The following is an 18,137-nucleotide window of genomic DNA, read 5'->3' on the forward strand; positions in this document are numbered from 1 at the left end:
AGGAGGCCGGACGTTTCAATAGCGAGATCGTCAGCACCACGGTTAGCAAGCGCTTCGATGACAAGAAGACCAACGAGACCACGCACCAGCAGGTCACGCTCGAGCGCGACGAATGCAACCGCCCCGGCACCACTCTGGAAGGGCTGCTCTCGCTGCCGCCGGTAAGGGGTCCGGGACATTTCATCACCGCGGGCAACGCAAGCCAGCTCTCCGACGGCGCTTCGGTCTGCGTATTGATGGAACGCGCGCAGGCCGAGAAGCGCGGGCTGCATCCGCTCGGCATCTATCGCGGGATGGCGGTGGCGGGATGCGAACCCGACGAGATGGGTATCGGCCCGGTGTTCGCGGTGCCCAAGCTGCTGGAGCGCAACCACCTCAAGATGGACGACATCGGGCTGTGGGAACTCAACGAAGCGTTTGCGTGCCAGGTGATATATTGCCGCGACCGGCTGGGCATCCCGGACGAGCGGCTGAACGTCGACGGTGGCGCGGTCTCGATCGGTCATCCGTACGGGATGAGCGGATCGCGGATGACTGGGCATGCGCTCATCGAGGGCAAGCGGCGCGGAGTGAAGTACGTTGTGATCACGATGTGCGTCGGCGGCGGAATGGGCGCGGCCGGCCTGTTCGAAGTGGCATAAGGATCCAGGGGGGGATCGCCCCCCCCGATTTCTCATTTGTCGCGCCATTGCGACCTGGTGCCGCGAGCGCTGGCGCATCATTGGCGCCGGCACCGATCATCGCAACGAGCTTGCCGTCGGCCTGCTCCTTGGTGACATCTGCCGTGTGATCGAGCCTCGGGATGGCGATGCTTTCCGGCGGAGCGCTTTCGATCAATTCGTGCACAATTCGCGTAGCGGCACCGTCGGCCTGTGTATGATTTCCCTGTGCCGGCGGCGCACCTACAGTCCGTTTTGAATTGATGCGAGTTTGCATTTTGAAAGGTCCCGACACTGCCCAATCCGCATGCAACGCGATCTGACGCGCAAGCGGAAAATCCTGAAGCGTTGCGCGCCTTTCGATCGGACAATCTGGCGCCCCCGTGGCACCCGCCGCACCGGAGGCCGTACCACTGTTGGCGCGGAATTTGCTGTGTGTATCGTCGAGCAAGCGAAGCATCGGCATGCTTGACGAGGCCTATCGATGAAATCGAATCGAGAAATTGAACCACGTCCTGCGACCGCCTTCTTTGGCGCAAAGGTCGACGAGATCTCATTTATGCGACTGCATCAAATGGACCTGTTTGCTGCGCTGGGCACCCCCGTTCATGGAGGCGCCCTATTTTCCGCGAGGCAGGAAGCCGCAGGCCGCACCGGGCGGAAGACGGCCTCCGCAGCGGAGGAAATACGCCACCAGTTCGCGATCGAGAGCCTGGAAAAACCTGGGGCCTTGCGCCCACAGCCCTACCTATATACTTGCGTTCGCTGCAAATGGATTTTCAGGATCAATGATTCGCGTGGCTCGATCAAAGCCCTGGACGGGTTGGGCAGGCACTTACCCGAACCCGAAAATGCCAAACGCATAGTGACCTTCCACCGAGGACCGTGTCCCGCCTTTCGGGTGTTCGAGGATTTCGCCCCTGAGATTCAGCGCGAAAGCCGACTTCATAGCTATCTCTCGATACTTGTGGATGCCCTATACAGTCTCACTAAAGGTAGCCGTCGAGGCCATCGTCGCGCGGAACAAACGGCGGCTTCCTAGCAGTTGGTAAGTCTGAGGGGGCCGCGCGGTTAGCCTCGAGCGGCTCGCGGCTTTTTCTCTGTCGTAATCGGCTGCGTTTTCCTTAAGGAGAAAATGCGCCGGCCGGGTTTCGTAGTCAACGCATCATTGCAATTTGAAATGAGCTGAACATGGCGATTTGAAATGTCGCCGCCATGCGCTCAAAAAAATCGTTGGCCGGTATGATAGTTGGCGGCGGCACACTTGATGCTGACTTACAAGGCATGTCCGGTATCATCCCATCCAGATCGCGGTTGCGAGCCGACTCGATTGCTCAGCCGAACCTGAGACTGGTTGCGAGTGAGCAGGGAAATCGCGTCCAGGCGGCCGTTCGTGCTCCGGATGAACCACCAAAGACGGCGGTGATGGCTTGTCTAACTGCCCGCGATTCCGGCAATAGCGAACTGTTGCGCAAGGCTCAGGTCGCCGCGCGCGAACATGGCGGAGAGTTCTACGCGGCTTTCGTCGATTCGGCGCATACCCGATTTGGAAAGGCTCAGGTTCGTGCGCTAGTCGAGGAGGCCATCCTCGCCAGCTACTTCGGCGCGAAAATCGTATGGCTCGAATCGTCGGACATGGTCGGCGCGCTGCTACAGTTCGCGCGGCAATCTCACGTGGGCCGGATCTTCGTTACTCGAAACCGACCGGCTCCGTTCTCGCGACCATTTGGACGCACCGTTTATTCCGACCTGTTGATCCGTGGCGGGGGTTTCAGAATCGACGTTGTAGGGTTTGAACGCGGGAACTGACCATTGGCTGAGGGCCCGACTATGGATGAAGCGCACGAAGATCCGCGTCGTCCGATGCCGCGCCCTACAGACGATTTCGTACCCCTGCTCTAATCGAACGACCGTGTGATCCGACGATGGTGGGAGAAGGCGAAGCGCGCAGCCTTCAGTGACGCGACGATTCTTCTGCGTCGAACCACGACCTGGTTTCGGAAGTTGCGACGCGACCTTTCCGCGAGGATCTCTACTACCGACTTGGCGTGATCACTTTGCAGGTCCCCCTTGCGGAGCGTCCAGCCGATGTTCCGCCCATGGCGCTGCACATGCTTGCCGGCGCGACCGTCGCTAGCCATCGTCCGGGCCTACGTCTTTGTGCCGAAGCATCATCGGCACTGATGCGTTGTGGTTCAGCTGCGGGGTGGCAATCCGGGCTGACCCTGAATTGCAAGAAGGCCCACGTAGGCGGCGAGTTGGTGGACAATCACCAGCCTGTCGGTTGATTCGGGAGGAAGGCTCCGTTGTTTCACGGATTGTGTTTGACAAGGTCGCTGAATTTGGTCAGACTTTCTGAAAATTTCGTGAATTACCTTGTTGGGTAGGCTGCTGACCAGGGCGAACTGCTGATAGAAACGGCTTAGTGCTGGGTCTGCCACGTATAACTGCCTCGTTTCCGTAACGCGGCACGATGGCTAGGCCGTGACCGAGTGCCGAATCCAGGCAAGAGCAGAATTTTCTTTGAAACCTGCGGCGCTGAAAGAACTACCGGCGATTAACCTGCCGCACGGCGGAGAACTGTCGTTATGCACTTGAACGTCAGGGAAGTGTCGAAACTGTTGCAGGTCTCAGAGAAGAAAGTTTACGACTGGATCAAGCGCGGAGTCCTAAGAGCCGATCGCGTCAATGATCAGTACCGGTTGCATCGCAGCGATCTGCTGGAGCGGACGTCGTCGCGCGAAATAGACATCCCGGCGCAGATTTTCGAAGTTCCCTCTTCGGCCGGAATTTTTATGCCTCGACTGGCCGAGGCGCTGAACGCGGGTGGCATTTTCTATGGACTGCAGGGCGATGATAAGGCGGCAGTTCTAGGCGCCATCGTGAACAGTCTGGCGCTGCCGCCGAACACCGATCGAGAATCGCTCGCGCAACTCCTACTGGCGCGCGAGGCGCTTGGTTCAACCGCGATCGGCGAGGGCATCGCCATCCCTCACGTGCGCAGACCAATCCTGTTGAACAACTCCCGTCCGGCGATCTCGTTGTGCTTTCTCGAGAAGCCGGTTGATTTCGGCGCTTTCGACGGCCAGCCGGTCTTCGCTATTTTCCTGCTAATCAGCCCAACCGCCCGCATGCATCTTCATCTGCTGTCGCGTCTTTCATTCGCGTTGCACGACGCGCAGTTGAAGGCGGCCCTCGTGCACCGGGCGGCGCGCGACGAAATCCTTGCTGAGTTTGAGCGCGTGGAGCGCGCGATGAAGGAACCGCACGTCGAAGCCGAGGATCGCGGCTGAATCATGTCAGGGCTGCTGATAGCGCTACTGTCCTTTGGCGCCGGCGCGATGGGGGCGCTGGCCTTCGCAAATCGTGGACGAGCGGCGACGATCTGCGGTGCAGGAGGAATCCTGATCGGCTGCGTATGCGGAATCATTCCCGCTTTACGCGTAGTGCTTGGCGAACCGTCGCAGTCAATCCGGATGGCATGGGATGTGCCCTATGGCAGCCTTTTCCTGGAACTTGATCCGCTGTCGGGTTTCTTTCTGGTTCCGGTTTTTGTGCTGTGCGCACTAGCTGCGATTTATGGGGCTGACTATCTGGAAGCGTACCGTGGCAGGAAGACGCTCGCCGCGCCGTGGTTCTTTTTCAATCTGCTCGTCGCCAGCATGGTCGTCGTTATTCTCGCTCGCAACGGCGTCCTTTTCCTGATGGCGTGGGAGGTGATGGCGCTGTCCTCGTTCTTCCTGGTGACCTTCGAAGACGAAAAGGAAAGCACGCGCCAGGCCGGATGGATATACCTCGTCGCCAGTCATATCGGGACTGCCTTTCTGTTGGTGCTATTCATACTGCTCGGCAGAGCCAGCGGGTCTTTGGATTTTGATCGGTTCTCGGCATCTTCGGGCGCTGGACTTCTGTTCGTGCTGGCGCTGATCGGATTTGGAACCAAGGCGGGCTTTATCCCGCTCCACGTATGGCTTCCCGAAGCGCATCCAGCCGCGCCGAGTCACGTGTCGGCGGTGATGTCGGCCGTCATGATCAAGACCGGCATCTATGGCCTGGTTCGCGTCATGATGCTGCTGGGCGCACCTCAGGCGTGGTGGGGATGGGTACTGTGCGGGATCGGCCTATCTTCCGGGGTCATAGGTGTCCTGCTCGCGCTGGCGCAACATGACCTTAAGCGCCTGCTTGCCTACCACAGTGTCGAGAACATAGGCATCATCGCCCTGGGACTGGGTGTGGGAACACTGGGACTCTGCGCGGGACTCCCAGCCGTGGCGGTCATGGGTTTCGCGGGCGCCTTGCTGCATGTCCTGAACCATGCGCTTTTCAAGGGACTGCTCTTTCTGGCCGCTGGTAACGTTGTGCACAGCACTCGTAGCCGCGAGATCGACCACCTGGGAGGTCTGCTGCGGCGGATGCCACGCACCGGCGCGATCTTCCTGATCGGCGCCGCGGCGATTTCAGGTCTCCCGCCGCTAAACGGCTTCATCAGCGAGTTTCTAATCTATCTCGCGAGCTTCAAGGGAGCGGTGACGCTTGAGGGAGCCAACAGCGTGCCGATGCTAGCCACGATCGCGGGACTCGCGTTGATTGGAGGCTTGGCGGCGGCCTGCTTCACGAAGGCTTTCGGCATAGTTTTTCTAGGTGAACCGCGAAGCGAGCACGCCGAGCAAGCGCACGAGGTCGGGCTTGCCATGGTGATGCCCGGGGCCGTACTGGCGGGCGCATGCATATTGATCGGACTGCTCGGCGCAAGCGTAGTGTCCGCGATGGCTCCGCTGATTTCGGAAGTGACAGGACTGTCGGCGCCGATCGTCCGTGCAAGCCTCTCGAGCGCCGCACACTCCATCGCATTGGTGAGCATTACCGGCGGGGCCTTGGCCGGCCTAGCGACGCTGCTCGCGATAGGCCGCGCGATCGCACTTTCGAACAGATCGGTCTCCACAAATCTGACTTGGGACTGTGGCTACGCCGAACCGTCGCGGCGAATGCAGTATACCGCATCGTCGTTCGCTCAACCTTTAACCGACACCTTCGATCTGATGCTTCAAACACGCCGCCATGTGATCGCGCCGCAAGGCTTTTTTCCGAAGGAGGCCAGTCTTGCTACTGAGACTCCCGATCCATGCCAGGAATACATTTATCGCCCGCTTTTTAGCGCTATCGTCCGCGACCTCTTGCTGCTGCGGCCGTTGCAGCAAGGGCAGGTTCAGCTTTACATATTGTATATCGCCGTCACTCTCCTCCTGCTTCTGCTCTGGCAGCTCGCGTAACTCATGAGTCTGCGATCAACATTACCATTGCTGCTTGCGATGGTGCTCGCTCCCCTCATTCAGGGAGTTATCAATCGCACCAAGGCCGTCGCCGCTGGCCGCGTTGGTCAGCCACTCGTGCAGCCATATCGCGACCTGATAAAGCTGGTCCGAAAGGGCGCGGTATACAGCCGAACGACTACGTGGGTCTTCCGGATGGGACCGGTAGTTGGCCTTGCGGCCATGATCTGCGCCATGGCACTACTTCCTTTCGGAGCTTTCCCGGCGCTTGCGCCATTCGCGGGCGACCTCGTGATGGTCGCATATCTTTTGGCGCTGGCCCGGTTCTTCACGGTGCTAGCCGCGCTCGATACCGGTTCCAGCTTTGAAGCAATGGGCGCCAGCCGTGAGGTCACATTCTCAGCACTGGCAGAGCCAGCCCTTTTCCTGGGATTGGCTGCGCTGGCCCGGCAGACTGGAACTCTTTCGCTTACTCCCATGCTCGGATCGGTTTCCACCGCCATGTGGATGCGAGCCGCGCCGGCGCTGGGTCTAACTATTGCGGGTCTGGGCGTGGTTTTTCTTGCGGAGAATGCACGTATCCCGGTGGACGATCCTACAACCCATCTTGAGTTGACCATGATTCATGAAGTTATGGTGCTCGACCACAGCGGTCCTGATTTCGCGATGATCCAATACGCAGCGGCGCTCAAGATGTGGCTGCTTGGCGCAGTCATAATCGCGATAGCTGTGCCGTGGCATTCAGGCAATTCCTTGCTCGACGGCGGCTGCGCCATTGGCGGGATGTTCGCTCTGGCAGTGGTAGTCGGGATCATCGAATCGACGATGGCGCGTTTGCGGATGCTTCGCGTAACGCAACTGCTGATCGCTGCCGTCGTGCTGTCCGGTCTGGCTCTGGCGCTGGTCCAAAGATAAAGAGATGAACCAGTTAGTAAACGCAATTCTGGTCTTCCTGGTGCTAACCGGCTTTCTGCTTCTGGCATCAAGCCGGCTCGTCGCCTGTATCCGCGCCGTTGCAATGCAGGGAATACTGCTGGGTCTTTTGGCCATCGCCGCGCAGGATGGAAATCCATCCGTGTTTGGCGTATTGCTTCCGCTTGTCAGTGCCGTGGTCAAGGGCTTCATCCTGCCGTGGCTACTCATTCGAGCCATGCGCGACGCCGACACTGCCCGCGAGATCGAGCCGTTCATCGGCTACAACCTATCGGTGATTATCGGAGCGGTAGCACTGGGGGGTTCGATTTGGCTGGGGCAGCGCCTGCCCCTTCCCAACCAGCCTGCTTCGTTCCTGTTGGTGCCCGCGGCGTTTTTCACCTGCCTGGTGGGCTTTGTACTGCTAACCACCCGGCGCAAGGCAATTACCCAGGTGCTGGGTTACCTGACTCTGGAGAATGGCGTGTATGCATTCGGGGCCGCAGTTGCGCTGGAAATGCCCATCCTAGTCGAACTGGGCATTTTACTTGATGTGTTTGTAGGAGTGTTCGTGATGGGCATCGCGATGTTCCATATCAATCGCCAGTTCGATCATATCGACACGGGCGAGCTTGTAACTCTGTCCGATCGGGTCCGATGATCCTGCTAGTGATATTGATTCCGGCGCTGGCGGGTGCGGCGGCATTCTTTATCGGGTCAGATCCGCTCCGCCGCGGACTCCTTGTGTCCACTGCGATCGTGCAATTCGCAATGAGCGTGGGAAGCTGGCTGGCGCCGCCGACGCCCGCGCTTAACGGTTGGCTCGCTGAAGATGCGCTCGGCCGGTTGTTCATGACCCTCACCAGCGCACTCTTCCTGGCATCGAGCTTTTACGCAGTTGCGTACCTGCGCGAAGAACGCAGTCAGCCGCACTCGGATTTCGAGGAGGGATTTCTTTTTTCCAATGCACGCGAAGCGAGCTTCACGGGTTGCCTCCTTTTCTTTCTTGCCGCGATGACGCTGGTCACACTTAGCCAGCACCTGGGACTTCTTTGGGTGGCTGTCGAGGCAACAACCCTGGCCAGTGCTCCGCTGATCTACTTCCATCGGCATCACCGCTCGCTTGAGGCGACGTGGAAATATCTGCTGATTTGCTCGGTTGGGATCGCGTTGGCGCTGCTGGGGATTTTCTTCCTTGCGGTAGCTGCTACCAGTCCCGGGACCGGTACCGTCTCGCTGGTTCTGAAAGATCTGCTTTCTGACGCGCCGCACTTGAACCGTCTGTGGCTGAAGGCGGCGTTTGTGCTGATGCTGGTCGGCTACGGCACCAAGATGGGGCTTGCCCCGTTTCACACCTGGCTGCCCGACGCCCACAGTGAAGCGCCTTCAGTGGCGTCGGCGTTGCTTTCCGGCGCTCTGCTCAATTGTGCGTTTCTCGGGATTCTAAGAATCCACCAAATCTGTGTCGCGAGTGGCTTAGTTGATTTCAGCGAACGGTTGCTGCTCGTTCTAGGACTGCTCTCGATGGCGGTAGCGGCGATATTCATCACGGGTCAGGTTGACTACAAACGCATGCTTGCATACTCGAGCATCGAGCATATGGGCATCCTGGCGGTGGGCGTAGGATTGGGCGGCGCAGGGCTGTTCGGAGCGATGCTCCATGTGATCAATCATTCGCTGACCAAGGTGATGTTGTTCATGGTCGCTGGAAACCTGCTGGCGGTTTACCATACTAAGACTGTGAAAAACGTTTCGGGAGCTTTGCAGGTCTTGCCAGTATCCGGTTTGCTATGGGTGTTGGGCTTTCTTGCGATCACTGGCTCGCCGCCGTTCGGCCCGTTCCTGAGTGAATTCACCATCCTGAAAGCCGCGCTGGATCAGGGCCGGTCTTTCGTTGCGATTGCCTATCTGATTTTTCTGGCGATCATTGTGGCGGGAATGGCTACGCCCGTGCTTGCAATGGCACAAGGCACTCCAGACAGCAACGTCGTAGTCCCGGCGGGCCGCGGTGTTGCGCTGAGCGTGGTTCCGGCGGTACTAGGCGCTGCAATTCTGCTGATGGGTATTTACGTTCCGCCGGTCCTGAGTCGGACGCTTCACGAAGCCGCGCGCCTGCTAGGTGAGCATTGACCATGGCGCCAGGTCTTTCAAAGTTCCACAGCGGCGAACCGGTTCCGCTTCGCAGCGTTCCCGACCTGTCGATTGGAGAGTTCAGAACCGCGATTCTCTCCGCGGTGAACAGCACCCGCAGCCTGGCAGCACTGTTCGGGATGCCCGCCGGCGATCGCCACGTTCGACTGATCGCCGTCGTGGCCGACTCGGTGACGAATAGCCTCTCGATTCTCAGTACCAAGGTCGGCGAGTCATACCCATGCCTGACGCTCGAATGTCCACAAGCTCATTGGTTCGAGCGCGAAATCGCCGAGCAGTGGCAGGTTCATCCGGATGGGCATCCCTGGTTGAAGCCGATTCGATTTCACGCGCCCTACCGGACGGGTAACAGCTCATCGCCAGCACCAGTCGCGGGTGTGACCGATTTTTTCGCGATGGCCGGACCTGAGGTTCACGAAGTCGCGGTAGGCCCTGTGCATGCGGGAATCATCGAGCCGGGCCATTTCCGCTTCCAATGTCACGGTGAGGATGTCTTTCATCTTGAGATATCGCTTGGCTACCAGCATCGGGGGGTTGAACGGGCGCTTGTGGGAGGACCCGGCAAGCGAACGATCCATCTGATGGAAACGCTATGCGGTGATACCTCGATAGGACATGCGACCGCGTATTGCGAAGCAATCGAAGCCTTAGGCGGTACGGCGGTTTCAGCCCGGGCCCAAGTGCTGCGCGGGGTAGCGCTGGAGCTCGAGCGTCTTGCGAACCATACCGGCGACCTGGGCGCTCTCGCGGGAGATGTCGGGTATCTGCCGGCCGCGGCGTATTGCGGCCGAATTCGCGGAAACTTCCTCAACTTAACCGCGGAACTGTGCGGAAGTCGCTTCGGCCGGGGATTGATAAGACCCGGCGGGGTCGGATTCGATGTGGATAAGCCGCTCATCGCCAAGCTACAGGAGCGGTTGGCAGCGGCCTTGAAGGATGTCGAGGACGCGCTAGGGCTGCTATGGGACGCACCATCGGTGCAGGCGCGTTTCGAGCACACCGGGACGATAACACGAGAAACTTGCGAGGCGCTTGGGATAGTTGGTCCCGCGGCGCGCGCCTGCGGGATTGAGCGAGACATCAGACAGGATTTTCCCAGCGGCATCTTCAGATTCGCGCAGATACCTATATCCAAATGGCATAGCGGAGACGTCTTTGCGCGGGCCTGGTTGCGATGGCTTGAAATTCAGCGTTCGGGTGCATTCGTGAGAGAGCAGTTCGCCTCCATGCCCGACGGACCTATACTGTCGCCGGCCGGGACGCTACCAGCCGATCATCTGGTGGTTTCTTTTGTCGAGGGATGGCGCGGAGAGATTTGCCACGTCGCGATCACCGACGCAAATGGGCGCTTCGCACACTATAAGATAGTCGATCCGTCATTCCACAATTGGATGGGATTGGCGATGGCGATGCGCAATCAGCAAGTCTCCGATTTCCCTCTGTGCAACAAGAGCTTCAACCTTTCATATTGCGGTCACGATCTCTGAGGATAGCCAGTGCCTAGCTTGATACTCACTCGACTACGTCAGGGCAAATGCACGTTGCCATTTCCCGAGACCGAGCCGGTTCTACCCGAGCGATTCCGCGGCCTACCCGTCCTGGATCACGCACGATGCCCGTCGGGCTGCACGAGTTGCGTGGATGCTTGCCCGACAGATGCGATTACCAGTGGCGGAAATTTGCAAATCGATCTCGGCCGCTGTCTGTTCTGCCCCGAGTGCGCCAACGCTTGCCCCGAAGGAGCGATCCGTTTCACCTCGCAATATCAACTCGCGACCAGCAGTCGGAATGATTTGGTCTTGACCGAAGGAGAAACGCTGCGGCTGGCGGGCCGTCTGGCTGAACAGACCTATCGGGTCCTCGGCCGCTCTCTCAAACTCCGACAGGTCAGCGCCGGTGGGTGCAACGGATGCGAGTCGCACCTTAATTCTCTCAATACCGTGGTGTTCGACCTGGGCAGATTCGGCATTCAGTTTGTGGCGTCGCCACGCCATGCGGATGGGCTTCTGATAACGGGCACCGTCACTCAGAACATGCGACTGGCCCTGGAGAAGACCTACCAAGCCGTGCCCTATCCGAAGATTGTAATAGCAGTGGGCGCCTGTGCAATTTCAGGCGGCCCATTTCGCGATCATCCCGAGGTACTTAACGGCGCGGATAGCATCGTTCCGGTAGACCTTTACGTCCCTGGCTGTCCGCCACACCCTGTGACAATCCTTGACGGCCTCTTGCGCCTCATCGGGAGAATTAAAGAATCGCGAGCTACACCTTCCAGCTGACATAAGCGCGACACCGCGGCGACGGGCCGGGGCGTAGCACTCACGCTCGCGGCCACGGGACGGGATGGCCGGCGAAGGTCAGGACGCGCGCGAGATGCTCGGGGTTGAGGCCGTCGCAGATTTCGGCAACCCACAGGCAGAAATCGATCAGGTCCCGGTCGATCTGATCTTCGGGCGGACGCGGCTCGTAGCGGCTCCAGAAGCCATAGACCATCGCCATCGACGGGCGGCCGCGCCCCAGGTCCGCGAGTTCGAGCGCGTACAGATGTCCGCTCTTCGATCGCCAGTAAACCCTCCCCGCGCGCTTGCCCGCCGCACGCTCGAGCGACTCGGCCACTTCGGGCCGCGTGTCAAGTTCCTGCTCCCAGAGCAACGGGTCGGCGCGCAAGCCGGCCAGTTCGTCGGCGCTCGGCGTCACGAAGTTCATAGGCGAATCCCCACCGCGGAATCGAGAAACGGGATGATTGCGGCGACCAGGTCGGGTCCGCGGTCGTCCTGTAGAAAATGCGCGGCCCGCTCGAACAGGATCGGGCCCTGGGCGTGCGGCATCAGCTCCTTCAACCGATTCGCGTACTCGATCGGGAAGACGGCGTCCTCCGGCGCCCACAGCAGGATGGCCGGCGTCCGGGCCAGCTCGGGCAGCCGGCGCTGGATCATCGTCATGTCGGCCCATCCGCGGTCGCCCTCGCGAAGCGGGATCGTCCGCGGCCAGGTAAGCACGACGTGATCGGAATCGGGCTCGTCGAAGACGTGGTGATAGCCCCGCTGCTGCGCGTCCGACATCCCGCGCACGGTTATCGCCGACGGTCCCGCATGGGAGAGCACCTTGAAGCGCTTCATCAGGAGCTGGCCGATTAGCGGCGCATGCCAGGTCGTCCACGGGAGCGGCGACTGATGGAATTTGCCGACGTAATCGGTGAAAAGCCAGGTGTTCATCAGGACCAGCGCGGCGAGTCGATCGAGTCTTTGCAGAGCCGCCCCTACGCCCTGCGGGCCGCCCCAGTCCTGGCCGACGATCACGAAGCCGCGCAGATCGAGCTGGTCGATTAGCGAGACCAGGTCGGCGATATGATGCGCCAGGGTAAGCGCGGCGTCGACGCGCGGATGGTCGGAGTAGCCCGACCCGATCCAATCGGGAACAACTACGCGGTAGCCCGCCTTAACCAGCGGATCGACAAAGTCGCGATAAAGAAATCCCCACGTGGGATTTCCGTGCAGGAGCAGGACGGGCCGCGCGCCACGGCTCCCCTCGTCGACGTAGGCCATGTTGCGGCCGTTGACGCGCAGCGTTTTCTGCTCCCATGGGAAGAGCTCTCGAAGCCATGCGGGCTTTTGGTTCATGGCGGATGAAACCGGAATTTCCATTTCGAGTCTCAGATTTCAATCAACCCACAGCGTTCGGTTCCTTTGCCAAGGCCGCCGCGCGCTCGAAACACTCAGCCGCGGCGCGAAACGCACCCGCCGCGCGCGCGAACGTGTCGAAGGTCGCCAGTCCCCGCTCGCGCGCAAGCACGGCTGCGCCGGCTACGACTGTGGCTCGCACGTCGGGCGACACGTGCTGCGATTCGACCGCGAGCGCGAACGGCTTGTGCGTGCGCTGTGCGAAGCTGGCCAGCTTGTCGAGCAGGGGGATGCTTTCCTTGACGTCGATCGGACGCCTTGGACCGCTAAAATTCAGTCCCGGCCTGAACTCCATCACGATCGCGTCGATAGCCGGGTCCCGGTCCAGAATGTCGAGTACGCGATCAAGTTTGTCCGGACCTTCCGATGAGCGGGGTCCGATCGTCCACGCGGCGTCAAGCGGATTGCGGTAGCTGCCGCCGATCACCTGAAAGAAGCTCTTGAACTCGGCGTACGAAGCCTCTGACAAGGCCGGAACCTGGAGTCCTTGAGCCGCAAACGTGTCGCTGATCACCACCGACTGTCCGCCGGTCATCGCGACCAGCGCCATCCCGCGGCCGCGGACGGGGCGCGCGCGAGTCAGCAGCTCGATCGCGTCGAGCATCGGCTCGAGCCCCGACACTTCGACCGCGCCGCTCTGAAGCATCGCCGCGCGCCACACCGCCGCCGGGGTCGCGAGCGATCCGGTGTGCGAAAATGTCGCGCGGGCGCCCGAGTCCGTCACCCCGCCCTTCCAGACCAGCACCGGGACGCGCGCGGTGGCGCGCTTCAGGCTCTCGAAAAAGCGCCGGCCGTCGCGCACTCCCTCCACATAGATGCCGACCGCGCGGGTCGCGGCGTCGGAGGCCATCACGTCGAGGTAGTCCGCCGCCTCCAGCACCAGCGCATTGCCGATCGACGCCGCCATGGAAACCTTGATTGCGTGTCCCGGAGCCTGCATGCAGAAGCTGATTGCATGGGTTCCGCTCTGCGAGATGAAGCACACGTCGCCCGCTTCGCCCGCGAGCAGGTTGGCGGAATTGAGCAGCCCCAGTCCCGGGTTGCACAGGCCCATGCAGTTGGGGCCGACCAGCGCGATGTCCGAGCCCGAGGCGATTTTTTTCAGTTCCGCTTCGAGTTCAATTCCGATGGGATCGCCGGTTTCGGAAAAACCGGCGGTGAAGAATCCGATGCCTGCGACCCCGGCCGCGACGCATTGCGCAAGCGTCTGGGGCGCGATCTTTCGCGGAACGGATCCGATCGCGTAGTCGATCGGTTCCCCAATCTCCGACACGGTGCGGAAGTTGCTGATGCCCAGCGCCTCGATCGCGGCGCCCTCCTTTTCGTCGGGTTGCACCGAAAAGCGCTTGCCTTTGAAGTTTCCCAGCGCACGCAGCCACTGGAAATCGCGCGAGCCGCGATCGCCGAACACAACCGCGGTGCGCGGCTTGAGCGCGCGACGGAGGTTCTCCTGGCGGCGAGCTTGAAGTGCCGCCGCTGCTGGGGCCGGCAATTGCGCGCGCGCGGCGTCTTTGACCTCGTGCTCGAGCAGGATGCGGGCGTCGAGCACGCTAAGCCCCGACGCATAGGCGGCGATCGGGTTAAGGTCCATTTCCCTGATTTCCGTGTGGCGCGCGGCCAACTCGGATATCCGGACCAGCAATTCCACGATCGCTTCGCGGTCAATCGCGGCTCGGCCGCGCACGCCGTCAAGCAGCGCGGCGCCGCGCAGCTCCGCGAGCATCGCGCGCGCCTCGCGCTTATCGATCGGCGCGATCCGGACCGCGGTGTCCTTGAGCACTTCAACCAACACTCCGCCCAGACCAACCATCACCATCGGACCGAACTGGGGATCGCGCACTATGCCCGCGAGCAGTTCCAGTCCCGCCGCCGCCATGGCCTGCACCGCGACGCCTTCGAATCGCGCGTCGGGAGCCTTTTGCGAGAGATTTGCGCGAATGCGCGCGAAGGCCTCGCGCACTTCGGCCTTCGAAGCCAGCCCCAGCGCGACGCCGCCGATGTCGCTCTTGTGCGTGACATCGGGCGAAAGCACCTTGAGCACCACCGGGAAGCCGCGCCGCTCGGCGACGGCCGCGGCTTCGTCGGCGCTGCGGGCCGGCTCGGGCATCTGGGTTGCGATGCCGATCGCTTCGAGGATCCGCTTGGATTCGATTTCCGAAAGCGCACTGCGGCGTTCGGCCGCGGCGCGCGCGATAGTTTCATCGACAGTCTTTGCGTTCACAACTTCCGGCTTTTGAGCGAGATTTTGAGTTGATAAGAATCCGTGTAGCCTACCGACCTTTTGTATTAGTTGATTAGGTTAGTTCAGGTCGCATTTGCAAGCGCGATCGCATCAAACCGGACGACGAGGTTTGCGCGTTGGCCAGTGCGGCGAAGATTGTGTGGCGGATTATAGAAGGGGCGCGGCCCCTTCACCTACGCAGCGTGAATGACGGAACACGCTCCTGTGTCAGCAGTGAATGAAGGCCGAGCGCCAACTCACTGAGTGTCGGCGAGCGTCGTCAGCGCGGTGGCCGCGGGCTCGAGCCAGAATCGGATCTGATCGTAGACCGCGGGATGGTTGAGCAGCCGCAGGTGAGTCGTCATCCCCAAGTGGCTCTTGTTCGCGGCTCGAAACGAGACGTGCCTGGCCGGCTGCACGCCCCGACCCACGGCGCTCGGAAATCTCACCAGCATGTCTCCGAGAATGAAGCCGAGCGGCTCGATCGGGCTTTGCGTCACGGTTGCGGCAACGAAGTAGTGCGCCGCGGAGTCGAGAAACGGGATGTCATGGCGATTGTCCTCGAGCAGAGCGTTGGCATCTCGTCCCCGCCAATCCTCCTCGACCAGATAGCCGAAGCGCAGGTCTTTGATCCCGTCGCTGCGGCCGTTGACGATATTCGCGATCGGCCGCGTCAGGTCGGACACGTTCAAGGCCCATCCCATCAGGTTGCTGAGCTTCTCCAGCGGGGCTCCAAGATGCGGGGTGCCGAGGCAGAAGATATGCCGAACGGAACCGATCCAGCCGTTTCGACGTTGCTTGCCCTGATGGCACGCGCTTCTGGCGACCAACCCGCCCATACTGTGGCCGACAAGAACGATCTCGTCCACAGCGACGGGCCACGCGTTGACCAGCTCTTCCATTGTCTCGGCCAGCAGCGCGCCGTTTTCCGAAACGTGGAGACCGGAATTGTAGCGGAGATAGAGCGGCGTGTAGCCGCGGTCTTGTTCCAGAAGCGATCCGTAAGTCGTCTCGCGGTCGCCGTATGTTTCTTCCGCGAAAAACCGCCACGACTGTTCGTTGCACGAGAGACCATGGACGAACACGGCGAGCTTTCGGCCCGCGCCCGGGTATGTACGGCGGAGAGTCTCGGCGTCCAGGGCGAGGGTTCGACCCTCATGGCGAAACTCCATGCGGGTCCGCAAAGCGTTTCCACTGCGTTCCAGATGGTCGCCCATGAACCCGTTGAGCGCGCAGATGGCGAGATCCAGGGAGGCGGGCAGCGGCTCCTCTTCGGCCGGCGGTGTCTGTTCGAGCGGGATCAGCGCCCAGTCGGCCGCATCCCCGGCCAACTCCATCAGGCTGCGAAGACCCCAGTAGACACCACCCGCGATTGCGTCGTGAAGCATCCGAACCGCAGCCGCCGGAACACGGGTCACCGGGTCGAGTTCGAGCGCCTCGAAAGGACGCCGGGCGATCGCGGCATGAAATTCCTCAACGGTGGTTGTGCCGCCGTTGAGCGCGCTTACGAAGAGGTCCTTGAGCCCGCGGACTGCGTCGATATTTCGCATATGTCCTCCGGGCAACCATAGAGCCGGCGGCATCTCGCACGCAAGCCGCGCAGCCGCCCGCGGCGTTGGTCATGCGGGCGGGCTTCCTGCTAAAACCGCATCATCACGAGCGCGACCCGAGGAGGCGACGCGATGGCCACGCACGAACGGCTAAGCGCCCTGGACCGGACATTCCTCGACCTCGAATATACTGAAACGCCCATGCACGTTGCGGGCGTGATGCTTTTCGACGCCGCCCCGCTGCGGACTCCCGGCGGCGGAATCGATGTCCAAAAGATCCGGAGATACGTCGCCTCGCGATTGCATCTCATGCCCCGTTATCGACAGCGGATCGCGCGGATACCGTTCGAGAATCATCCGGTGTGGGTGGACGACGATCGCTTCAACCTTGAATATCACGTGCGGCACACCGCGCTGCCGCTGCCCGGCGGCGACGAGCAGCTCAAGCGATTGACGGGAAGAATCATCTCGCAGCAACTCGATCGCGGCAAACCGCTGTGGGAATTGTGGATCGTCGAGGGACTCGACGGCGATCGCTTCGCGATGATCACCAAGACCCATCACTGCATGATCGACGGAGTGGCCGCCGTCGATCTCGCAACTGTGCTGCTGAATCCGTCGCCGGACCCGACGATTCCCGACGCGCAGCCGTGGAAGCCGCAGTCCGCGCCGTCGCGCGGCGAGCTGGTGATGGAGGAAGCCCGGCGGCGACTGGCGACCCCGCTGGAAATCGGCAAAGCGGTCCTCGGCGCGATGCAAAATCCGGCCGAGACCGCGGAGAGCATCGGCGAGCAGATTTTCGCGGTAACCGAAACGCTCGGCGCGGGAATGTCTTCAGCTTCGGAGTCGCCGTTCAATCAGCCAATCGGGCCGCATCGGCGATTCGAATGGACCGCGATCGAGCTGGCGGACGTCAAGCGCGTGAAGAACGCTCTGGGCGGGACGGTAAACGATGTCGTGCTCGCCACGGTGGCGGGTGCGGTTGGATTGTTTCTGAGCGGCCGAGGACTTTCTCGCAAGGAAATTGCGCAACTCGATTTCCGCGCGATGGTTCCGGTGAGCGTGCGCGCGTCGTCGGAGCGAGGCACGCTGGGAAATCGAATCGCGTCATGGGCGCCCCGCCTTCCGATCGCCCAAGCCGATCCGCGCCGGCGCCTGGATGCGGTCCGCGAGGTCACCGCCGATCTCAAAGGGTCGCGGCAGGCGATGGGCGCAGAGGTGCTCGCGCGGGTCAGCGAGTGGACGGCGGCCACCCTGTTGTCGCTCGCGATGCGTCTGGCGGCGCGGGCGCGCCCGTTCAATTTGATCGTCACCAACGTGCCCGGACCGCAGATCCCGCTTTATATGATCGGCTCGCGGCTGTTGGCCGGTTATCCCATCGGGCCACTGTTTTTGGATCAATCGCTCAACATCGCGCTGCTCAGCTACGACGGCCGGTTGTATTGGGGATTCAATGGGGACTGGGATGTGCTGCCCGATCTTCGCGATCTGGTTGCGGCAATTCGCACCTCATTCGACGAATTGCTCCAGGCAGCCGAGACGGCGCCCGTTCAAACGCGCACCCACAGCCGCCGACCGCCGGCGAAGCATTCCTCAGGCGAGCGGAAACGCTAATCGATGCCGAACGGACGGCGGCCCTTTTCGCCAGCGTTCCTGATTAATCCTGGGGCCCTTGGGCGGTCTTCGGACCGTGG

The 18,137-nt window shown here is 61.3% G+C and carries 15 protein-coding genes and 1 pseudogene; 12 read left to right on the top strand and 4 right to left on the bottom strand.

Features of this window, described 5'->3' with window-relative positions:
* From ABSB13_RS07170 to ABSB13_RS07220, 11 genes and pseudogenes are all read left to right on the top strand, one after another.
* Nucleotides 1–641: thiolase family protein (locus ABSB13_RS07170; RefSeq protein WP_490338402.1), on the top strand; the 641-nt coding region annotated here is incomplete at its 5' end.
* 502 nt (nt 642–1,143) lie between these two features.
* Entirely contained in the window at nt 1,144–1,701 is a 558-nt protein-coding gene (locus ABSB13_RS07175; protein WP_428106905.1) for a hypothetical protein, read from the top strand.
* Between the two features lie 173 nt (nt 1,702–1,874).
* Nucleotides 1,875–2,468 (top strand): adenine nucleotide alpha hydrolase family protein, encoded by a 594-nt coding sequence (locus ABSB13_RS07180; RefSeq protein WP_428106907.1) that lies wholly within the window; start codon nt 1,875–1,877, stop codon nt 2,466–2,468.
* Nucleotides 2,469–2,644: 176 nt separating this feature from the next.
* Nucleotides 2,645–2,947: pseudogene (locus ABSB13_RS07185) on the top strand (hypothetical protein); the annotation flags it as partial.
* A 300-nt stretch (nt 2,948–3,247) separates the two neighbouring features.
* Nucleotides 3,248–3,952, top strand: a complete 705-nt coding sequence (locus ABSB13_RS07190; protein WP_428106908.1) for a PTS sugar transporter subunit IIA — start codon at nt 3,248–3,250, stop codon at nt 3,950–3,952.
* Between the two features lie 3 nt (nt 3,953–3,955).
* On the top strand, nt 3,956–5,929 hold the full coding sequence (locus ABSB13_RS07195) for a proton-conducting transporter transmembrane domain-containing protein (protein ID WP_428106910.1): 1,974 nt from the start codon (nt 3,956–3,958) through the stop codon (nt 5,927–5,929).
* 3 nt (nt 5,930–5,932) lie between these two features.
* Nucleotides 5,933–6,844, top strand: coding sequence for a respiratory chain complex I subunit 1 family protein (locus ABSB13_RS07200; RefSeq protein ID WP_428106913.1), 912 nt, complete (start codon nt 5,933–5,935; stop codon nt 6,842–6,844).
* A 4-nt stretch (nt 6,845–6,848) separates the two neighbouring features.
* Complete coding sequence (locus tag ABSB13_RS07205) at nt 6,849–7,502, top strand: hydrogenase (protein ID WP_428106915.1); 654 nt, start codon at nt 6,849–6,851, stop codon at nt 7,500–7,502.
* 191 nt (nt 7,503–7,693) lie between these two features.
* The gene (locus ABSB13_RS07210; protein WP_428106916.1) at nt 7,694–8,971 is read left to right on the top strand and encodes a proton-conducting transporter transmembrane domain-containing protein; all 1,278 of its coding nucleotides are present in this window, start codon (nt 7,694–7,696) and stop codon (nt 8,969–8,971) included.
* A 2-nt stretch (nt 8,972–8,973) separates the two neighbouring features.
* Nucleotides 8,974–10,479 carry a hydrogenase large subunit gene (locus ABSB13_RS07215; RefSeq protein ID WP_428106919.1) on the top strand — a complete coding sequence of 502 codons (1,506 nt, stop codon included), beginning with the start codon at nt 8,974–8,976 and terminating at the stop codon, nt 10,477–10,479.
* Nucleotides 10,480–10,488: 9 nt separating this feature from the next.
* Nucleotides 10,489–11,271, top strand: coding sequence for an NADH-quinone oxidoreductase subunit B family protein (locus ABSB13_RS07220; protein ID WP_428106920.1), 783 nt, complete (start codon nt 10,489–10,491; stop codon nt 11,269–11,271).
* 40 nt (nt 11,272–11,311) lie between these two features.
* On the opposite strand, the gene ABSB13_RS07225 is transcribed toward ABSB13_RS07220, so the two are convergent.
* The 4 genes from ABSB13_RS07225 to ABSB13_RS07240 form a co-directional block, all read right to left on the bottom strand.
* Nucleotides 11,312–11,698 carry a hypothetical protein gene (locus ABSB13_RS07225; protein WP_428106921.1) on the bottom strand — a complete coding sequence of 129 codons (387 nt, stop codon included), beginning with the start codon at nt 11,696–11,698 and terminating at the stop codon, nt 11,312–11,314.
* Nucleotides 11,695–12,636 (bottom strand): alpha/beta fold hydrolase, encoded by a 942-nt coding sequence (locus tag ABSB13_RS07230; protein WP_428106924.1) that lies wholly within the window; start codon nt 12,634–12,636, stop codon nt 11,695–11,697. The genes ABSB13_RS07225 and ABSB13_RS07230 overlap by 4 nt, the downstream gene beginning before the upstream one ends.
* 19 nt (nt 12,637–12,655) lie before the next feature.
* The gene (locus ABSB13_RS07235) at nt 12,656–14,893 is read right to left on the bottom strand and encodes an acetate--CoA ligase family protein (protein ID WP_428106925.1); all 2,238 of its coding nucleotides are present in this window, start codon (nt 14,891–14,893) and stop codon (nt 12,656–12,658) included.
* A gap of 257 nt (nt 14,894–15,150) precedes the next feature.
* Complete coding sequence (locus ABSB13_RS07240) at nt 15,151–16,443, bottom strand: esterase/lipase family protein (RefSeq protein WP_428106928.1); 1,293 nt, start codon at nt 16,441–16,443, stop codon at nt 15,151–15,153.
* Nucleotides 16,444–16,575: 132 nt separating this feature from the next.
* Between ABSB13_RS07240 and ABSB13_RS07245 the strand changes: the two genes are divergently transcribed.
* A complete protein-coding gene (locus ABSB13_RS07245; RefSeq protein ID WP_428106930.1) occupies nt 16,576–18,057 on the top strand; it encodes a WS/DGAT/MGAT family O-acyltransferase in 1,482 nt (493 codons plus the stop codon).
* The last annotated feature ends 80 nt before the right edge of the window (nt 18,058–18,137 follow it).

Source organism: Binatus sp. (SeqCode) (assembly GCF_050013435.1).
Lineage (GTDB): Bacteria > Desulfobacterota > Binatia > Binatales > Binataceae > Binatus.

What these genes read in the sequence shown, in the direction of transcription:
- ABSB13_RS07200 (WP_428106913.1), top strand. Translation starts at nt 5,933, where the DNA reads ATGAGTCTGCGATCAACATTACCATTGCTGCTTGCGATGGTGCTCGCT.
- ABSB13_RS07240 (WP_428106928.1), bottom strand. Translation starts at nt 16,443, where the DNA reads ATGCGAAATATCGACGCAGTCCGCGGGCTCAAGGACCTCTTCGTAAGC.
- ABSB13_RS07190 (WP_428106908.1), top strand. Translation starts at nt 3,248, where the DNA reads ATGCACTTGAACGTCAGGGAAGTGTCGAAACTGTTGCAGGTCTCAGAG.
- ABSB13_RS07180 (WP_428106907.1), top strand. Translation starts at nt 1,875, where the DNA reads ATGCGCTCAAAAAAATCGTTGGCCGGTATGATAGTTGGCGGCGGCACA.
- ABSB13_RS07175 (WP_428106905.1), top strand. Translation starts at nt 1,144, where the DNA reads ATGAAATCGAATCGAGAAATTGAACCACGTCCTGCGACCGCCTTCTTT.
- ABSB13_RS07210 (WP_428106916.1), top strand. Translation starts at nt 7,694, where the DNA reads ATGACCCTCACCAGCGCACTCTTCCTGGCATCGAGCTTTTACGCAGTT.
- ABSB13_RS07245 (WP_428106930.1), top strand. Translation starts at nt 16,576, where the DNA reads ATGGCCACGCACGAACGGCTAAGCGCCCTGGACCGGACATTCCTCGAC.
- ABSB13_RS07215 (WP_428106919.1), top strand. Translation starts at nt 8,974, where the DNA reads ATGGCGCCAGGTCTTTCAAAGTTCCACAGCGGCGAACCGGTTCCGCTT.
- ABSB13_RS07205 (WP_428106915.1), top strand. Translation starts at nt 6,849, where the DNA reads ATGAACCAGTTAGTAAACGCAATTCTGGTCTTCCTGGTGCTAACCGGC.
- ABSB13_RS07225 (WP_428106921.1), bottom strand. Translation starts at nt 11,698, where the DNA reads ATGAACTTCGTGACGCCGAGCGCCGACGAACTGGCCGGCTTGCGCGCC.
- ABSB13_RS07230 (WP_428106924.1), bottom strand. Translation starts at nt 12,636, where the DNA reads ATGGAAATTCCGGTTTCATCCGCCATGAACCAAAAGCCCGCATGGCTT.
- ABSB13_RS07195 (WP_428106910.1), top strand. Translation starts at nt 3,956, where the DNA reads ATGTCAGGGCTGCTGATAGCGCTACTGTCCTTTGGCGCCGGCGCGATG.